Raw genomic sequence first — 18,498 nt, forward strand, 5'->3', positions numbered from 1 at the left:
TGGTCGTTTATAGTCCTTCAATATGCACCGAGAGTTCACCCCCGACGTATCCGTGATCATCGCCGTCTACAACGCGATGCCGTACCTCGGGGAGTGCCTCGAATCGGTCGTGACCCAGAGCATCGGCCTCGAACGCATCGAATTGATCGTCGTCGACGACGGCTCCACGGACGGCAGCGGTGCCGAGCTGGACCGCTACGCCGCCCGCCATCCGCAGATCCAGGTCGTGCACCAGGCGAACTCGGGCGGCGCGAGCGCGCCCCGCAACCGGGCCCTCGGCATGGCCCGCGGCCGCTACGTCCACGTGGTCGACGCCGACGACTACCTCGGCACGGAGGCGCTGGAGCGCATGGTGGCCACGGCCGACCGCCAGGACAGCGACGTGGTCGTGGGCCGGCACGTCGGACTGGGCCGGGCCGTCTCGGAGAAGGCGTACCGGCACACCGACAGCGCGGACCTGTACACCTCGGAGGTGTACCGGGACCTGCGGACCTTCAAGCTCATCCGGCGCGAGGTCCTGGAGCGCGGCCGGATCCGCTACCCGGAGGACCTCTGGTACGGCGAGGACCAGATCTTCATGACCGCCGCGTTCCTCGCCGCGCGCAAGATATCGGTGGTCGGGGACTATGACTGCTACTTCCTGCGCAAGCGCCCGGACGGCGGCAACATCTCCGCGAGGCCCCGGACCGCGTGGGAGACCGTCGAGTACATCGATCGCGCGATGCGGATGGTCTCGGACGCGGTGCAGGATCCGGTGGGACGCCGCAGGATGCTGGGGCGCCACTTCCGCGCCCTGGTCCGCAGGCCGATGGCGGCGGCCGCACGGGCGCGCGCGGCCCGGCCCGACTTCGCCGCCGAGGTGTACTGGCGCTGCAAGGCGATGTGCGACGCGTACTGGACCCCCGACATGTACGCGGAGCTCCCGCACATCGACCGGATCCGGATGTACTGCTTCCTGTACGGGGCGATGGAGGCCTTCGAGCACCTCGCCGCCCACAACCCGGAGAAGAACCCGCCGCGGCACCTCGCCGAGAACGACCGCGTGTACCGCCTCTTCCCGCTCTTCCGCGACGCCGCCGTAGGGCTCCCGGATGCCCTCTACGACATCACCGACACCCTCAAGGTGGTGCACCGGCTCGACTCCGTGGCGTGGAAGGGCAGCCGGCTCCACCTCACAGGCCACGGGCGCATCGCCCCCATCGGGACCGGGCAGATGGGCACCGAACTGGTGCTGAGGCAGCGCGAGACCGGCCTGGAGCACCTGGTTCCGGTCACCGCGCTCCCCGCGTCCGAGCCGGGCGCCACCTCGGGCGCCGCCCCGGGCGGCTTCGAGGTGGGCGTGGACTTCGCGGCCATCGACGGAGGGCCGATCCTCCCCGGCACCTGGGACCTCTTCCTGAACATCCGGGCCGACGGCGTGATGCGTTCGGTCCGGTTCGGCCGCAACTCGGTGCCCGGGGTGGACCGTACGGCGCGCCGGCCGAGGGTGGTCGCCCAGGGCCAGGCTTCGGGGACCGAACTGGCCGCGACCGTGTTCTTCACCGCGAAGTTCGAGAACGTCAGCGTCGAGGTGGTCCGCAGGCTCCCGCTGCCCGCCGCGTCCCCCGCCGAGACCGCGCCCGCGGTACCGGTGGCCGTCTCCGCCCCGGGACGGACCGCCGGCTACGTCCCGGAGCCGGCCATGGGCTACGTCGCCGCGCAGACCGCCGGTTACGCCCCCGTGTCGGCCATGGGCCACGCCCCCGCGCTGACCGCCGGCTACGTCCCGGAGCCGGCCATGGGCTACGTCCCGGCGCAGGGCGCCGGCCACCTCCCCGGGCAGGCTCCGACCCGGTTGGGCTGAGCCCGGCCGCGCGGGGACGACGTAGGGTCGGGGCGTGGAAGAGACCCCGCCCCCGACCCCAGCCCCGGACCTGGCGCCCATCACGGTGCTGCTCGCCGACGACCAGGCACTGCTGCGCAGCGCGTTCAAGGTGCTCGTCGACTCCGAGCCCGACATGTGCGTCGTCGGAGAGGCCTCCGACGGCGCGCAGGCCTTCGAGCTGGCGCGCGGGCTGCAGCCCGACGTCGTGCTCATGGACATCCGGATGCCCGGCACCGACGGCCTCGCCGCCACCCGCCTGATCAGCGCCGATCCCGAACTGGCCGCCGTACGCGTGGTGATGCTGACGACCTTCGAGGTCGACGAGTACGTCGTGGCGGCCCTGCGGGCGGGCGCCTCCGGCTTCCTCGGCAAGGGCGCCGAGCCCGATGAGCTGCTCAACGCCATCCGCGTCGCGGCCGCCGGCGACGCACTGCTCTCCCCGGCCGCCACCAAGGGGCTCATCGCCACCTTCCTCGCCCAGGGCGGCGGCGCCGCCGACACGATCGCCACCGCCGCGCACGCGAAGCGGCTGGCCGCGCTGACCGGACGCGAGCGCGAGGTCCTGGTCCTCGTCGCGGCGGGCCTGTCCAACGACGAGATCGCCGGCCGGCTGGAGGTCAGCCCGCTCACCGTCAAGACGCACGTGAACCGGGCCATGGCGAAACTGGGCGCCCGCGACCGTGCCCAATTGGTGGTCATCGCGTACGAATCGGGACTAGTCCGGCCCAGGGCTGAGTAGTCGCAGTAGCCCCGCCTACTGCGGACGCGGTATGCCCCGGGTAAGGACGGGACCTGGGGCCGACGCTGTGGTGCCCGCGCACACGAAAAGCTGAGGGGGCTTCGAGTGTGCCCGACGGCATGACTTCACAGACGTCACCCACGTCACTGCAGAGAGATCCCCATACCCATGTTCCGGCTGTCCCGCTTCAGCCTGGCCCAAAGGGCGCTGATCGGCCTCGTGTCGCTCGTCGCGCTCCTCTTCGGCGCCATAGCCATCCCGCAGCTCAAGCAGCAGCTGCTGCCCTCCATCGACCTGCCGATGGTGTCCGTGCTCGCGCCCTACCAGGGCGCCTCGCCCGACGTGGTGGAGAAGCAGGTCGTCGAACCGATCGAAGCCATGCTCAAGGGCGTCGACGGCATCACCGGCATCACCTCCACCGCCAGCGAGGGCAACGCCGTCATCATGGCGACCTTCGAGTACGGCGACGACGGCACCAAGCAGCTCGTCGCCGACGTGCAGCAGGCCGTCAACCGGGCCCGCGTCCGGCTGCCCGCCGCCGTGGACCCGCAGGTGATCGCCGGCTCCACCGACGACATGCCGACCGTGGTCCTCGCCGTCACCTCCGACAAGGACCAGCAGGCGCTCGCCGACCAGCTGAACAAGTCCGTCATCCCCGTCCTGGAGGACATCGCGGGCGTCGGCCAGGTCACCGTCAACGGCGTCCAGGACCTCCAGGTCACCGTCACCCCGGACGACGCCAAGCTCGCCGCCGCCGGCCTCGACGGCTCGGCCCTGGCCCAGGGCCTCCAGGCGGGCGGCGCCACCGTCCCCGCCGGCTCCTTCGACGAGGCGGGCAAGAACCGCACCGTGCGCGTCGGTTCCGGCTACACCTCGCTCGCCCAGCTCGAAGACCTGCGCCTCACCCCCGGACCCGGCAAGCCGGCCGTCCGCCTCGGCGACGTGGCGAGCGTGAAGCAGGAGCCGGCCAAGGCCGACTCCATCACCCGCACCAACGGCAAGCCCAGCCTCGCCCTGGTCCTGACCATGGACAAGGACGGCAGCGCCGTCGCCATCTCGGACTCGGTCAAGGACAAGCTGCCCGAGCTCCGCTCCACCCTCGGCTCCGGCGCCGACCTGACCGTGGTCAGCGACCAGGGCCCGCCCGTCGCCAAGTCCATCTCGGGTCTGACCACCGAGGGCCTGCTCGGCCTGGTCTTCGCGGTCATCGTGATCCTGGTCTTCCTCGGCTCGCTGCGCTCGACGCTGGTCACCGCGGTCTCCATCCCGCTGTCCGTCGTCCTCGCGCTGATCGTGCTGTGGACCCGCGACCTGTCCCTCAACATGCTGACGCTCGGCGCGCTGACCATCGCCATCGGCCGCGTCGTCGACGACTCGATCGTGGTCCTGGAGAACATCAAGCGCCACCTCGGCTACGGCGAGGAGCGACAGAGCGCGATCATCACCGCGGTCAAGGAGGTGGCCGGCGCGGTCACCTCCTCCACGCTCACCACCGTGGCCGTCTTCCTGCCCATCGCCTTCGTGGGCGGCATGGTCGGCCAGTTCTTCGGCCCGTTCTCGATCACCGTCACCGCGGCCCTGCTGGCCTCGCTGATCGTCTCCCTCACGGTCGTGCCGGTGCTCTCGTACTGGTTCCTGCGCGCGCCCAAGGGCGTCACCGAGGGGGACGCCGCGAGCATCGACAAGGCCCGCCGCGAGGCCGAGGAGAAGGAGTCCCGCAGCAAGCTCCAGCAGTTCTACGTACGGGCGCTGGGCCTGGTCACCCGCCGCCGGCTCGCCACCCTGGCCGTCGCCGTCGTGGTCCTCGTCGCGACGCTGGGCATGACCCCGCTGCTCAAGACCAACTTCTTCGACCAGGGCGAGCAGGAAGTCCTGAGCATCAAGCAGCAGCTGCCCCCGGGCACCTCGCTGGCCGCCGCCGACGAGGCGAGCCGCAAGGTGGAGCAGGTCCTCTCCGAGACCGACGGGGTCAAGGACTACCAGGTCACCGTGGGCTCCTCCGGCTTCATGGCCGCCTTCGGCGGCGGTACGGGCTCCAACCAGGCCTCCTACCAGGTCACGCTCGACAGCGCGGAGGACGCCGACGCCGCCAAGAAGCACATCGAGACCGCCCTCAAGGGGCTCGACGGCATCGGCGACACCACCATCGCGGCCGGTGACGGCTTCGGCAGCCAGAACCTCAGCGTCGTCGTCAAGGCCGGTGACGGGGCCGTCCTGGCCCAGGCGGCCGAGCAGGTCCGCGCCGAGGTGGCCGAGCTCGACGACGTCACCGACGTCCAGAGCGACCTGTCCCAGTCCGTGCCCCGGATCTCGGTCACCGCGACCCCCAAGGCCGCGGAACTCGGCCTGAACCAGGCCGCGCTCGGCGCCATCGTCGGCCAGGCCGTACGGGGCAACCCGGCGGGCAAGGCAGTACTGGACGACACCGAGCGGGACATCGTCATCAAGTCCGCGCAGCCGGCCGCCACCCTGGCCCAGCTGCAGGCGCTGCCCGTCGGCCCGGTCAAGCTCGGCGACATCGCCGAGGTCAAGGAGGTCCCCGGCCCGGTCGCGATGACCCGGATCGACGGCGCCCGCGCCGCCACCATCACCGCGAAGCCGGTCGGCGACAACACCGGCGCCATCAGCGCCGCCCTGCAGTCGAAGATCGACGCCCTGGACCTGCCCGCGGGCACCACCGCCTCCATCGGCGGCGTCGGACAGGACCAGAGCGAGGCCTTCGGGCAGCTGGGCCTGGCCATGCTCGCGGCCATCGCGATCGTGTTCATGCTGCTGGTCGCGACCTTCCGCTCGCTGGTGCAGCCGCTGATCCTGCTGGTCTCCATCCCGTTCGCGGCCACCGGCGCGCTCGGCCTGCTCCTGATCACCGGCACCCCGCTGGGCGTCCCGGCGATGATCGGCATGCTGATGCTCATCGGCATCGTGGTGACCAACGCGATCGTCCTGATCGACCTGGTCAACCAGTACCGGGCCCAGGGCTACGGCGTGGTCGAGGCGGTCGTCGAGGGCGGCCGGCACCGACTGCGCCCGATCCTGATGACGGCACTGGCGACGATCTTCGCGCTGCTCCCGATGGCGCTGGGCATCACCGGCGAGGGCGGCTTCATCTCGCAGCCGCTCGCGGTGGTCGTCATCGGCGGCCTGATCAGCTCCACCCTGCTGACGCTGCTCCTGGTGCCCACCCTCTACACGATGCTGGAGCTCCGCAAGGAGCGCCGCAGCGCGAAGAAGACGGCCCGGCTGACCGTGGTCCCGGCCCCGTCCGCCTCCTCGGAGGACGAGAGCCCCGTCAAGGTCTGACCCGCGCGGGAACCCGTACACGCCGAAGGGCCGCCCCTCCGCGGAGGGGCGGCCCTTCGGGCGTCACGGCGTGCGGGCCGCGGGCTACGGAAGCGCGAGCATCCGCTCCAGGGCGAGCTTCGCGAAGCTCTCGGTCTCCTTGTCGACCTGGATCTGGTTGACGAGGTTGCCCTCGGCCAGGGACTCCAGGGTCCACACCAGGTGGGGGAGGTCGATGCGGTTCATCGTCGAGCAGAAGCAGACCGTCTTGTCGAGGAAGACGACCTCCTTGTCCTCCGTGGCGAAACGGTTCGCCAGGCGCTGTACGAGGTTCAGCTCGGTGCCGATGGCCCACTTGGAGCCGGCCGGGGCCGCCTCCAGCGCCTTGATGATGTACTCGGTGGAGCCGACGTAGTCCGCGGCCGCCACGACCTCGTGCTTGCACTCCGGGTGGACCAGCACGTTCACGCCGGGGATGCGGGCGCGCACGTCGTTCACCGAGTCGACCGAGAAGCGGCCGTGCACGGAGCAGTGCCCGCGCCACAGGATCATCTTGGCGTTCCGCAGCTGCTCGGCGGTCAGGCCGCCGTTCGGCTTGTGCGGGTTGTAGAGCACGCAGTCGTCCAGCGACAGGCCCATGTCGCGGACGGCGGTGTTGCGGCCCAGGTGCTGGTCCGGGAGGAAGAGGATCTTCTCGCCCTGCTCGAACGCCCACTCCAGGGCCTTCTTGGCGTTGGACGACGTACAGATCGTGCCGCCGTGCTTGCCGGTGAAGGCCTTGATGTCGGCCGAGGAGTTCATGTACGAGACGGGGACCGTGCTGCCGGCGACGCCGGCCTCGGTCAGCACGTCCCAGCACTCCGCGACCTGCTCGGCGGTGGCCATGTCGGCCATCGAGCAGCCGGCCGCGAGGTCGGGCAGGACGACCTTCTGGTCGTCCGAGGTGAGGATGTCCGCGGACTCGGCCATGAAGTGGACGCCGCAGAAGACGATGTACTCGGCCTCCGGCCTGGCGGCCGCGTCCTTGGCGAGCTTGAAGGAGTCGCCGGTGACGTCGGCGAACTCGATGACCTCGTCACGCTGGTAGTGGTGGCCGAGGATGAAGACCTTGTCCCCGAGCTTCTCCTTGGCGGCGCGGGCGCGCGCCACCAGGTCCGGGTCGGACGGCGAAGGCAGATCGCCGGGGCACTCCACCCCGCGCTCGCTCTTGGGGTCGGCTTCGCGGCCGAGCAGCAGCAAGGCGAGGGGCGTCGGCTGGACGTCCAAAGGCTGGGCGGTGGTCACGACACGCACCCTTTCTGTTCTGCGACAAGGGACTTCTGAAGACATCGCGTTCGACATCACTGCGACTTCTCGTCTATTTGACGTTATCTATCATAACCGCTTCACGTCACTTTGACGATGCCGATAGTGTCGATGTGACGAATTCGCCCGCCGGGGGTGGGGGGCACTCGCCCGCGATAGGGGTCCCCGCCGCGCGGCGGTGTGCGAGCATGGAATATCTGAGACAAGCGTCGGGCCCCGGAATGAATCCGAGGTCCCGCTCGTTGCCACCGACGGCAAGAGTCCGACGTTTCCCCGCCGCCGCGCGGGGAGCCGCCCACTTCGGGAGTGAATGCAGATGTCCGTACAGGACGAAAAGACCACCGTGAGCGACGGCATCCTCCTGTCCGACGCCGCCGCCGAGAAGGTCAGGACCCTGCTGGGGCAGGAAGGCCGTGAAGACCTGGCCCTGCGCGTAGCCGTCCAGCCCGGTGGCTGCTCGGGCCTGCGCTACCAGCTCTTCTTCGACGAGCGCTCCCTCGACGGCGACGTCGTGAAGGACTTCGACGGCGTCAAGGTCGTCACCGACCGGATGAGCTCCCCCTACCTCCACGGTGCGTCGATCGACTTCGTCGACACCATCGAGAAGCAGGGCTTCACGATCGACAACCCGAACGCCACGGGCTCCTGCGCCTGCGGCGACTCCTTCAGCTAAGCCTGACGGGACCGCGAGAGGGGCCCGCCGCCGGAGACATCCGGCGGCGGGCCCCTCTCGTGCGTGCCGTGGCTGCGGCGCCGGCGTCCGCGGGCTACTGCCGGGCCAGCGGCTTGCCCGTGGTCGCGTCGATCACCTTGCGGTCCCCGAGTGGCTGCTGGAGCTTCGCCGTCACCGTCATCTCCTGCGCGATCATGATGCAGGACTGGCCGGGCTTGTTCGGGGTGTCCGTGATCCTGGTCATCACCGTCTCCGGCTGCTCCCGGACCTCCAGGGCGTACGTGCTGCACACCCCGCCCCAGAAGTTCACCGTCAGCGTCCGGTCGGCCTCGGAGTACGAGAATCCCGGTACGGTCCGCCCCGCCGCGGGCGGTGCCGACGCCGGGGGATCCTCGGCCACGGCCGCCGGCTGGGCCACCGTGCGGCCCGGACCGCCGTCCTTGCCCGCCACCTCGAACAGCCAGGCCGGGACCAGCCCCCGGCCCCCGTCGACCGTGCCCGCCACCAGCCCGAGCTCGGCGCCCCGCACCGACTCCGTCCGCGGCGGCTTCATCGGCCGCGGCTCCGGGTTGCAGGGCAGCGTGTCCGTGGCGCCGACCGGGGTGTCCGGAGCCAGCGGCACGCTCGTGGCGCACGCGCTGGGGCCGGGGCCGGTGCCGTCGGCCCCCCTGCCCTTGTCGTTCAGCCGGGCCAGTGCGTCGACCGCGCCGGTCACCGGCTGCTCGGCGGCCCGTACGGGGGCCGTCAGCTCGCCGCTGCCCGTCACCACCTTGGAGTCCGCCCCGACGCCGATCCGGGTGGACCAGCCCTGCGTGGGCAGTCCGCCGACCACCGGGTCGGCGCTCACCACCCGCACCGAGCCCTGGACGAGCCGCGCGTCGAGCCTGGCCCCGCCCTGGCCGGCCGCCGCCAGCACGGGCGCGGCGGCGGCCTTGGCGGCCTCCTCGGAGACCGGGCTGCCCGCGGCGGAGCCGGGGGAGCCCGCGGCGCCGGGGGAGTCCGCGGCCCCGCCCTGGGGGAGCGTGGCCGGGCCGCAGGTGTCCTTGCCGCGCACGCAGTCGTCCCCGGTCCCGCCCACCTGGAAGCGGGAGAAGTTCCAGGTTCCGGGAGCCTTGCGGTTCACCGTGAGCAGGGGCCCGGACCCGTCGGCGCCCTCCCCGACCTGCCAGAGCTCACCGGTCAGCCGGGGCGCGCCGGAGAGCCCGAGGGCCGCGGCGAGCCGGGCCACCTCGGCCGAGGCCACCTCGCCGCGCGCGGCGAAGGCCGGAGCGGTCCCCGGGCCGTCGGGCAGTGTGACGTCGGCCGTGTAGGTGACCCCGTCACCGGCGGGGTCGGGCTCGCCGGGTGCGATGCCGGGCCCGGTCGGAGCGGCCGCGTCGCGGGGCGCCGAGGCCGCGCTGTCCCCCTTGCGCCCGTCCCCGTGCGCGGTCGACGCCCAGTACGCCGTGCCGCCGCCGGTGAGCAGGACGGCCGCGGCGATCGAGCCGACCACCCAGGCCGGCCGCCGTGGTGTGGCGCGTGTCGTGTCGGGTGTGCCGGATGTGCCGGGTTGTTCGCTGGTCACCGCATCGCTCCTTTGCCCGTCCCGCCGTGGGTGATGCGGGTGTGACGGAACAGGCGCGGATCCGGTTCCACCGGAGCCCCGGACTCCGGGCTCCGGACTCCGAATCCGGCTCCAAAATCCGGGCTCGGGCCCGGCTCAGTCGCCGTAGGCCGCCGTGGAGGCGATCAGGCGCGCCGAGGCCGCCGGGACGCGGATCCCGTGGATCTGGGAGGGCGCCACCCGGGCGGGGCGGGGGTCCGCGGAGACCCGCCAGTGCGGGGCCATCCGGGCGCAGTCGCCCAGCAGCCGGGCGAAACCGGGGCGCGCGTCGGCGAGATCGGCGTACCCGAAGCCATCGGTGTAGGTCATGGGGCACGGTAGGCACGGCACGGCGGGCGAAGAAAGGCCTACTACGGGGTAGTTTCTGCCGGTCGGCCGCACGCCGCCGACCGGGTAGTTTTGAATGTCCCCTCGCCGTCCTCCGCAGGAGCATCCACGCCGTGCGCATCGCAGTCACCGGCTCCATCGCCACCGACCACCTCATGACCTTCCCCGGCCGCTTCGCCGACCAGCTGGTCGCGGACCAGCTGCACACGGTCTCCCTCTCCTTCCTCGTCGACAACCTCGACGTACGGCGGGGCGGCGTCGGCCCGAACATCTGCTTCGGCATGGGGCAGCTCGGCACCCGCCCGGTCCTCGTCGGCGCGGCCGGCTACGACTTCGACGAGTACCGCGCCTGGCTGGACCGGCACGGCGTCGACACCGCGTCGGTCCGGATCTCCGAGGTGCTGCACACCGCGCGCTTCGTGTGCACCACGGACTCCGACCACAACCAGATCGGCTCCTTCTACACGGGCGCGATGAGCGAGGCCCGCCTGATCGAGCTGAAGGCGGTCGCCGACCGGGTCGGGGGCCTGGACCTCGTCCTGATCGGCGCGGACGACCCCGAGGCGATGCTGCGCCACACGGAGGAGTGCCGCACGCGCGGCATCCCCTTCGCCGCGGACTTCTCGCAGCAGATCGCCCGCATGGACGGCGCGAACATCCGCACCCTGATGGAGGGCGCGACGTACCTCTTCTCGAACGAGTACGAGAAGGGCCTCATCGAGTCGAAGTCCGGCTGGACGGACGCGGAGATCCTCGCCAAGGTCGGCACCCGGGTCACCACGCTGGGCTCGAACGGCGTCCGGATCGAGCGGGTCGGCCACGACCCGATCGTCGTGGGCTGCCCGGAGGAGACCGCGAAGGTGGACCCGACGGGCGTCGGCGACGCGTTCCGCGCGGGCTTCCTGACCGGCCTGGGCTGGGGCGTCGGCCTGGAGCGCGCGGCGCAGGTCGGCTGCATGCTGGCCACGCTCGTCATCGAGACCCTGGGCACGCAGGAGTACACCCTGGCCCGGGCGCACTTCATGGAGCGCTTCACGAAGGCCTACGGGGACTCCGCCGCGGCGGAGGTCCAGGCGCACCTCGCCGCGTAGCCCCGCACGCCTAGTGCTGCGGGCGGGGCCGGATGCTTCCGGCCCCGCCCGCGGTCACACCGCCCGACGGACCGTGTACGCGACGCCCCGCTCGCGGGCGCTCTCGCCCACGTAGACCTGACCCCGCATCGAACACCACGCCGGGATGTCCAGCCGGGCGACCTCGTCGTCCGACAGCACCGTCACCGTGCCCCCCACCGGCACCCGGCCGATCGCCCGCGCCAGTTCGATGACGGGCTGCGGGCACCGCAGCCCGAGCGCGTCCAGCTCCAGCGACTGCGCGTCCGGCGCGGCCGGCGCCTCCTCCACGGCGCCGAGCCGGCTGCGGACCCCCGCCACGAGCCCCGGCAGGACCTCCAGGAAGCCGTTGACCTCGGCCGCCGTCGTACCGGGCGGCAGGGACACCCGTACGTTCCCCTCCGACAGCACCCCCATCGCCCGCAGGACGTGGGACGGGGTCAGGGTCGAGCTGGTGCACGAGGAGCCGGAGGAGACGGAGTAGCCCGCGCGGTCCAACTCGTGGAGCAGCGTCTCGCCGTCGACGTACAGGCACGAGAAGGTGACCAGGTGCGGGAGGCGCAGGTCGGGGTGGCCCGCCACCTCCACGTCCGGCACCAGGCGGGCGACCCGCCGGCGCAACCGGTCCACCAGCACCCGCAGGCGGGCCGCCTCCGCGTCCGCCTCGGCGCGCACCGCCCGCAGGGAGGCGGCCGCCGCGACGACCGCCGGAAGGTTGACGAAGCCGGGGGAGCGCCCCGACTCCCTTTCGTCGAGCGGGCCTTGGGGCGAGAACCGGACACCCTTGCGGACCGCCAGCAGCCCCACCCCGGGCGGGCCGCCCCATTTGTGGGCGCTCGCGCACAGGACGGACCAGCCCGCCGGAACCGGCCCCCACCCCAGCGACTGCGCCGCGTCCACGAGCAGCGGGACCCCGGCGGCGGCGCAGACCTCGGCGACCTCGGCCACCGGCTGGACCGTGCCCACCTCGTGGTTGGCCGACTGGAGGCAGGCCAGCGCCGTGGACGGGCCCAGGAGTTGCCCGTAGCCGGCCGCGGCCACCCGGCCGAGCCGGTCCACCGGGACCTCGTCGACCGTCCCGCCGCCCGCCGCGTGAACCTCCGCCGCGTGCAGTACAGAACTGTGTTCGACCGCCGATACGACCAGATGCCCGCCGACGCGCCGGCGTCCCGCGAGCACCCCCGCCACGCCCGAGTGAACCGCGTGCGTCCCCGAAGGAGTGAACGAGAGCTCGTCGGGGCGGCATCCCACCGCTTCCGCCGCCGCCTCCCGCGCGGCGTCCAGCAGCAGCCTGGCCCGCCGCCCTTCGCGGTACAGCCGGGCCGGATCGGCCCAGCCCTCGTCAAGGGAGGCCTGGAGGGCCTGGCGTGCCACGGGGTGCAGCGGGGCGGCGGACGCGGTGTCGAAGTACGGCATCCGGCCACGCTAACCGGCGGCCGCGCCGGCCCGGCCGTCGGCCGAGGTCAGGGGGCGTCAGTTGTCCTCGGGAGGCCGCCATTCGGGGCCGGTTGGGCCGTCCCCCGTACGGCGGATCCATCCCTTCGGGGTCAGTAACGGCGCGTTGGGCACCCTCCCCGCGCGACCCCAAATAGCGTCCAGTAGGGTTTGGTCCGCATAAACATCCAAACCCCTGCCTGCGTCAGGGCCGGCGACCGACCTGAACACGGCCGCGGCCGGCCGCGCGGGCCGAGACTCTCGGGAAGGCGCTACGTGAGTCCCTACGGCTCCGACCGCTCGCCGCGGCGCCCGATGCGGCGGAAGCTGCTGCAGGCGCTGACTGCGGGCGCGGTTCTGGCGACCGCCACTGGTTGCTCGTACAACTGGAAAAGCTTCCCCCGCCTCGGAATGCCCACTCCGGTCACCGAGGAGGCGCCGCGCATCCTCTCCCTCTGGCAGGGCTCCTGGGCGGCCGCGCTGATCACGGGCATCCTGGTGTGGGGCCTGATCATGTGGTCCGTCATCTTCCACCGGCGCAGCCGGACGAAGATCGAGGTCCCCGCGCAGACCCGGTACAACATGCCCATCGAGGCGCTGTACACCGTGGTCCCGCTCATCATCGTCTCGGTGCTCTTCTACTTCACCGCGCGTGACGAGTCGAAGCTGCTCTCCCTCTCCGCCAAGCCGGACCACACGATCAACGTGGTCGGCTACCAGTGGAGCTGGGGCTTCAACTACGTCGAGGACGTCGACGGCGACCCGGCGACCCCGAAGGCGGGCGAGGTTCCGAAGGAACTCGCCTCCATCCCGGACCGCTTCACCAAGGACTTCCCCGCGGGCGCCGAAGGCGTCTACACCAAGGGCGTCCCCAGCGACCGGAACCCGGAGACCAACAACCCGGGGCCGACCCTCTGGCTGCCCGTGGGCGAGAAGGTCCGCTTCATCCTGTCGTCGAACGACGTCATCCACTCCTTCTGGGTGGTCCCCTTCCTGTTCAAGCAGGACGTCATCCCGGGCCACACCAACGTCTTCGAGGTCACCCCGTCCCAAGAGGGCACCTTCATGGGCAAGTGCGCCGAGCTCTGCGGCGTCGACCACTCCCGGATGCTCTTCAACGTCAAGGTCGTCTCCCCGGAGGCGTACAAGGCGCACCTGAAGGAGCTGGCCGAGAAGGGTCAGACCGGCTACCTCCCGGCCGGCATCCAGCAGACCGACCCGGCCCGGAATGCGGAAGTGAACAAACTGTGAGCATCCTCAACGAATCCCAGGGTGCCGCCGCCGACTCGTATGAGAACGAGCTGCCGGTACGGCGCAAGCAGCCGGGCAATGTCGTCGTGAAGTGGATGACCACGACCGACCACAAGACCATCGGCACGATGTACCTGATCACGTCGTTCGTGTTCTTCATCATCGGCGGGATCATGGCGCTCTTCATGCGCGCCGAGCTGGCCCGTCCGGGCACGCAGATCATGTCGAACGAGCAGTTCAACCAGGCGTTCACCATGCATGGCACGATCATGCTGCTGATGTTCGCCACCCCGCTCTTCGCGGGCTTCGCGAACTGGATCATGCCGCTGCAGATCGGCGCGCCCGACGTGGCGTTCCCGCGGCTGAACATGTTCGCGTACTGGCTGTACCTCTTCGGCTCGACCATCGCGGTGGCCGGCTTCGTCACCCCCTCGGGTGCCGCCGACTTCGGCTGGTTCGCCTACTCCCCGCTGTCGGACGCGGTCCGCTCGCCGGGCATCGGCGCCGACATGTGGATCATGGGTCTGGCCTTCTCGGGCTTCGGCACGATCCTCGGCTCGGTCAACTTCATCACCACGATCATCTGCATGCGCGCCCCCGGCATGACGATGTTCCGCATGCCGATCTTCACCTGGAACGTGCTCCTGACCGGTGTCCTGGTCCTGCTCGCCTTCCCGGTGCTGGCCGCCGCGCTCTTCGCGCTGGAGGCCGACCGGAAGTTCGGTGCGCACATCTTCGACCCGGCCAATGGCGGCGCCTTGCTGTGGCAACACCTCTTCTGGTTCTTCGGACACCCAGAGGTGTACATCATCGCGCTGCCGTTCTTCGGCATCATCTCCGAGGTCATCCCGGTCTTCTCGCGCAAGCCGATGTTCGGTTACATCGGCCTGATCGCCGCGACGATCTCGATCGCCGGCCTCTCGGTGACGGTGTGGGCCCACCACATGTACGTCACCGGCGGTGTGCTGCTGCCGTTCTTCTCCTTCATGACCTTCCTGATCGCGGTACCGACCGGTGTGAAGTTCTTCAACTGGATCGGCACCATGTGGAAGGGCTCGCTGTCCTTCGAGACCCCGATGCTCTGGGCCGTCGGCTTCCTGATCACCTTCACCTTCGGTGGTCTGACCGGCGTCATCCTGGCCTCGCCCCCGATGGACTTCCACGTCTCCGACTCGTACTTCGTCGTCGCGCACTTCCACTACGTCATCTTCGGCACCGTGGTCTTCGCGATGTTCTCCGGCTTCCACTTCTGGTGGCCGAAGTTCACGGGCAAGATGCTGGACGAGCGCCTCGGCAAGATCACTTTCTGGACGCTGTTCGTCGGCTTCCACGGCACCTTCCTGGTGCAGCACTGGCTGGGTGTCGAGGGCATGCCGCGTCGTTACGCGGACTACCTCGCGGCCGACGGCTTCACCGCGCTGAACACGATCTCCACGATCAGCTCGTTCCTGCTGGGCCTGTCGATGCTGCCGTTCATGTACAACGTCTGGAAGACGGCGAAGTACGGCAAGAAGATCGAGGTCGACGACCCGTGGGGTTACGGCCGTTCGCTCGAGTGGGCGACGTCCTGCCCGCCGCCGCGGCACAACTTCCTCACCCTGCCGCGGATCCGTTCCGAGTCCCCGGCGTTCGACCTGCACCACCCGGAGATCGCGGCCCTCGACCACCTCGCGGACCACGACGCCGGCACCAAGGCAGTCACCGGCGGCAAGGAGGCCGGCAAGTGAAGATCCAGGGCAAGATGTTCCTCTGGCTCTCCTTCTTCGTTCTGATCATGGCCGTCGTGTACGGCGTGTGGTCGAAGGAGCCCGTCGGCACCACCGCACTGTTCCTGACCTTCGGTCTGACGGTCATGATCGGCTACTACCTGGCCTTCACGGCCAAGCGCGTGGACGAGATGGCCCAGGACAACCTGGAGGCCGACGTCGCCGACGAGGCCGGCGAGCTGGGGTTCTTCGCCCCGCACAGCTGGCAGCCGCTCTCCCTGGGCATCGGCGGAGCGCTCGCCTTCATGGGCGTCATCTTCGGATGGTGGCTCATGTACTTCTCGGCCCCGATCATCCTGATCGGCCTGTGGGGCTGGGTGTACGAGTACTACCGCGGCGAGAACCAGAACCAGTAGCCGCACCCGCGTCCGCCGCCCACCGCGCCGGCGCGACGTGAGACCGCAGCCTGACACGTGGGGCCCGGACACCTCTAACGGAGGAGTCCGGGCCCCTCGTTTGCAGTCACCCCGCGCGCCGTAATTGTCATATCTTCATAGCGTTGGACCCATGAAGCAATCACCGCGTCTTTGGACGGTCATCGGCTGCTCCCTGCTGGTCGCGTCCCTCGGGGCCGGCGCCACCGCATGCGGGTCCGATGACAACCCGCTGTCCGCCCGCCCTCACGACGCGGGCGATCTGGTCGCCTTCAACCAGTCCTCGGGCGGTCGGCCCGTCGACCCCGACCGGCCCCTGGAGGTCACCGCCAAGAGCGGCGACGGCCGGATCACCGACGTGAGCGCCGTGGACACCCACGGCCGCCGCCTGGCGGGGGAGTTGTCCGCCTCGGGAGACCGGTGGCACAGCACCGTCCCGATGGCCGCGGGCGTCCGCTACACCGTCCTCGTGAGCACGGAGGACGACCGGGGAGCCCCGGGGCAGCGCACGCTCACCTTCGACACCACTCCGGCCAAGAAGGTCCTCAAGGTCGAGTTCGGCCCGGACGAGGGCAAGTACGGCGTCGGACAGCCCCTGACGGCCACGCTCGACGAACCCGTGAAGGACAAGGCCGCCCGCGCGATCATCGAGCGGGGCCTGGTCGTCGACGCGCCCTCCGGCGTCGAGGGCGCCTGGTACTGGGTGGACGACAAGACGGTCCACTACCGGCCCAAGGAGTACTGGCCCGCCAACACCACGGTGTCCGTACGGAGCAATCTGGAGGGCGTCAAGATCTCCGACGACTTCCACGGGGCCGCGGCCAAGCCGCTGAAGCTGGAGATCGGCGACCGCGTCGAGGTCACCACGGACGCCTCCTCGCACTACCTCACGTTCAGGCGCAACGGAGAAGTGATCAACACCATTCCGGTGACCACCGGAAAGCCGGGCTTCTCCACCCGCAACGGCGTCAAGGTGGTGCTCGGCAAGCAGTACTACGTCCAGATGCGCGGCGACACGGTCGGCATCGGCGGCAGCGAGTACTACAACCTGCCCGTCTACTACGCGACTCGCGTCACCTGGAGTGGTGAATACGTCCACGCCGCGCCGTGGTCCGTCGGCTCCCAGGGCTACGAGAACGTCAGCCACGGCTGCACCGGCATGAGCACGGGCAACGCCGCCTGGTTCTACGAGAACATCACCGAGGGCGACATCGTCAAGGTGATCAACAGCATCGGCGACGACATGGACAACTTCGGCAACGGCTTCGGCGACTGGAACGTCGACTGGAAGGACTGGCGCCAGGGCAGCGCCCTCCTCAAGGGCACCCAGGAGGGCCGCAGCCCGATCGACCACGCCCGGCTGCGCCCCCAGGTGTAACCACCGGGGCGGGAGGGCCCCCAGGGTCCGCCACCGGGGCGCGGGAGCCCGTACGGACCGTACGGGCTCCCGCGCCCCGTCCTGCGCCCGTACGGCCCCTGTGGGGCCCGCAGGGCCCGCGGGCCCTGCGAGATCCGAAAGGGACGGCCTAAGCCGCCGGAGACAGCCGCGCGCGCAGCAGACCCGCCAGGGCCTGCGCGAAGTCCACCGGATCCACCGGAAGGGTGACGGCGGCGTCCGCACGGCTCCACGTGGCCAGCCAGGCGTCCTGCGGACGGCCCATCAGGAGCAGCACCGGCGGACACCGGAAGATCTCGTCCTTGATCTGCCGGCACACGCCCATGCCCCCGGCCGGAACCGCCTCGCCGTCCAGGACGCACACGTCGATGCCGCCCGCGTCCAACTCCTTGAGGACGGCCGGAAGGGTCGCGCACTCCAGGAACTCCACCGGCGGCAGGTCGGAGGCCGGCCTGCGCCCGGCCGCCAGCCGCACCTGCTCCCGGGTGCCCGCGTCGTCGCTGTAGACCAGAACCCGCGCAGTCGCCCGCATTTCGTTCCTCCACGTGTCCCGTGAAAAACGCTGATGTTGCGCGGGATGCTACTCCGTCCGACCCGCGGTCAACATCGGTTCGCACACCCTTGTGATCAGACGTTCGGGGGCGATCTGATGGGCCGTTCGGGCCTTGCACACGGCCCTGACACTCCGAACGGCACCCCCCGGGGTGAGGGCGGGATAAGGGACCGACATAATGTCGGTCGTGGCGACAGCAACGACAGTAGATACCGGGCACGCGCACCCGACGGTCAACAGGCCGAACCTCGTCAGCGTCGGAACCATCATCTGGTTGAGTTCCGAGCTGATGTTCTTCGCGGCCCTCTTCGCGATGTACTTCACCCTGCGATCCGTGACAGGACCCGAGTACTGGAAGGAACAGGCTGACTTCCTGAACCTTCCGTTCTCGGCGACGAACACGACGATCCTGGTGCTGTCTTCGCTCACCTGCCAGCTCGGCGTGTTCGCCGCCGAGCGGGGTGACGTGAAGAAGCTCAGGACGTGGTTCATCATCACGTTCGTCATGGGTGCGATCTTCATTGGCGGCCAGGTGTTCGAGTACACCGAGCTGGTCAAGCACGAGGGCATGAGCCTCTCGTCCGGACCGTACGGATCGGTGTTCTACCTGACCACCGGGTTCCACGGGCTGCACGTGACGGGCGGTCTCATCGCCTTCCTGCTGGTCCTCGGCCGGACGTACGCGGCCAAGAGGTTCACCCACGAACAGGCCACGTCGGCCATCGTCGTGTCCTACTACTGGCACTTCGTCGATGTCGTCTGGATCGGCCTCTTCGCGACGATCTACCTGATCAAGTAGCGAGAACGTCGCCGGGCCCGACCCGG

15 protein-coding genes are annotated in these 18,498 nt (G+C 70.3%); 10 read left to right on the forward strand and 5 right to left on the reverse strand.

The genetic code is table 11. The features are described 5' to 3' along the window. Nucleotides 1-22 precede the first annotated feature (22 nt). The 3 genes from DRB89_RS02280 to DRB89_RS02290 all read left to right on the forward strand — a co-directional run bounded on the left by DRB89_RS02280 (nucleotide 23) and on the right by DRB89_RS02290 (nucleotide 5,903). A complete protein-coding gene (locus tag DRB89_RS02280; protein ID WP_112446387.1) occupies nucleotides 23-1,843 on the forward strand; it encodes a glycosyltransferase in 1,821 nt (606 codons plus the stop codon). Nucleotides 1,844-1,877: 34 nt separating this feature from the next. Then, entirely contained in the window at nucleotides 1,878-2,603 is a 726-nt protein-coding gene (locus DRB89_RS02285) for a response regulator transcription factor (RefSeq protein ID WP_239515985.1), read from the forward strand. 168 nt (nucleotides 2,604-2,771) lie between these two features. Further along, nucleotides 2,772-5,903, forward strand: coding sequence for an efflux RND transporter permease subunit (locus DRB89_RS02290; RefSeq protein ID WP_112446386.1), 3,132 nt, complete (start codon nucleotides 2,772-2,774; stop codon nucleotides 5,901-5,903). A gap of 84 nt (nucleotides 5,904-5,987) precedes the next feature. Here DRB89_RS02290 and nadA read toward each other — a convergent pair whose 3' ends face one another. Further along, the gene (gene nadA / locus DRB89_RS02295) at nucleotides 5,988-7,175 is read right to left on the reverse strand and encodes a quinolinate synthase NadA (RefSeq protein ID WP_204357606.1); all 1,188 of its coding nucleotides are present in this window, start codon (nucleotides 7,173-7,175) and stop codon (nucleotides 5,988-5,990) included. A 328-nt stretch (nucleotides 7,176-7,503) separates the two neighbouring features. Here nadA and DRB89_RS02300 point away from each other — a divergent pair, with 328 nt between their 5' ends. Continuing rightward, nucleotides 7,504-7,860: an iron-sulfur cluster assembly accessory protein gene (locus tag DRB89_RS02300; protein WP_112453130.1), complete on the forward strand. Its 357-nt coding sequence runs from the start codon at nucleotides 7,504-7,506 to the stop codon at nucleotides 7,858-7,860. Nucleotides 7,861-7,954: 94 nt separating this feature from the next. Here the strand turns inward: DRB89_RS02300 and DRB89_RS02305 are convergent, their stop codons facing one another. Both DRB89_RS02305 and DRB89_RS02310 read right to left on the reverse strand, forming a co-directional pair. Next, a complete protein-coding gene (locus tag DRB89_RS02305) occupies nucleotides 7,955-9,424 on the reverse strand; it encodes a hypothetical protein (RefSeq protein WP_162688449.1) in 1,470 nt (489 codons plus the stop codon). Between the two features lie 135 nt (nucleotides 9,425-9,559). Beyond that, nucleotides 9,560-9,772, reverse strand: a complete 213-nt coding sequence (locus tag DRB89_RS02310) for a hypothetical protein (RefSeq protein WP_112446383.1) — start codon at nucleotides 9,770-9,772, stop codon at nucleotides 9,560-9,562. Nucleotides 9,773-9,903: 131 nt separating this feature from the next. On the opposite strand from DRB89_RS02310, the gene DRB89_RS02315 reads away from it, so the two are divergent. Continuing rightward, entirely contained in the window at nucleotides 9,904-10,881 is a 978-nt protein-coding gene (locus DRB89_RS02315; protein WP_112446382.1) for a carbohydrate kinase family protein, read from the forward strand. A 54-nt stretch (nucleotides 10,882-10,935) separates the two neighbouring features. Here DRB89_RS02315 and DRB89_RS02320 read toward each other — a convergent pair whose 3' ends face one another. Further along, nucleotides 10,936-12,315, reverse strand: coding sequence for a cysteine desulfurase/sulfurtransferase TusA family protein (locus DRB89_RS02320; RefSeq protein ID WP_112446381.1), 1,380 nt, complete (start codon nucleotides 12,313-12,315; stop codon nucleotides 10,936-10,938). Between the two features lie 294 nt (nucleotides 12,316-12,609). On the opposite strand from DRB89_RS02320, the gene coxB reads away from it, so the two are divergent. The 4 genes from coxB (at nucleotide 12,610) to DRB89_RS02340 (ending at nucleotide 17,102) form a co-directional block, all read left to right on the forward strand. After that, nucleotides 12,610-13,584, forward strand: coding sequence for a cytochrome c oxidase subunit II (coxB, locus tag DRB89_RS02325; RefSeq protein WP_112446380.1), 975 nt, complete (start codon nucleotides 12,610-12,612; stop codon nucleotides 13,582-13,584). After that, the gene (gene ctaD, locus DRB89_RS02330; protein WP_112446379.1) at nucleotides 13,581-15,311 is read left to right on the forward strand and encodes a cytochrome c oxidase subunit I; all 1,731 of its coding nucleotides are present in this window, start codon (nucleotides 13,581-13,583) and stop codon (nucleotides 15,309-15,311) included. Before coxB ends, ctaD begins: the two co-directional genes overlap by 4 nt. Next, complete coding sequence (locus DRB89_RS02335) at nucleotides 15,308-15,706, forward strand: cytochrome c oxidase subunit 4 (protein ID WP_112446378.1); 399 nt, start codon at nucleotides 15,308-15,310, stop codon at nucleotides 15,704-15,706. The genes ctaD and DRB89_RS02335 overlap by 4 nt, the downstream gene beginning before the upstream one ends. A 151-nt stretch (nucleotides 15,707-15,857) precedes the next feature. Beyond that, nucleotides 15,858-17,102, forward strand: coding sequence for an Ig-like domain-containing protein (locus DRB89_RS02340; protein ID WP_112446377.1), 1,245 nt, complete (start codon nucleotides 15,858-15,860; stop codon nucleotides 17,100-17,102). Nucleotides 17,103-17,250: 148 nt separating this feature from the next. On the opposite strand, the gene DRB89_RS02345 is transcribed toward DRB89_RS02340, so the two are convergent. Then, complete coding sequence (locus tag DRB89_RS02345) at nucleotides 17,251-17,652, reverse strand: hypothetical protein (protein WP_112446376.1); 402 nt, start codon at nucleotides 17,650-17,652, stop codon at nucleotides 17,251-17,253. A 199-nt stretch (nucleotides 17,653-17,851) separates the two neighbouring features. On the opposite strand from DRB89_RS02345, the gene DRB89_RS02350 reads away from it, so the two are divergent. Then, nucleotides 17,852-18,472: a heme-copper oxidase subunit III gene (locus DRB89_RS02350; protein WP_112446375.1), complete on the forward strand. Its 621-nt coding sequence runs from the start codon at nucleotides 17,852-17,854 to the stop codon at nucleotides 18,470-18,472. The last annotated feature ends 26 nt before the right edge of the window (nucleotides 18,473-18,498 follow it).

Source organism: Streptomyces sp. ICC4 (genome assembly GCF_003287915.1).
Classification (GTDB): Bacteria; Actinomycetota; Actinomycetes; order Streptomycetales; family Streptomycetaceae; genus Streptomyces; species Streptomyces tritrimontium.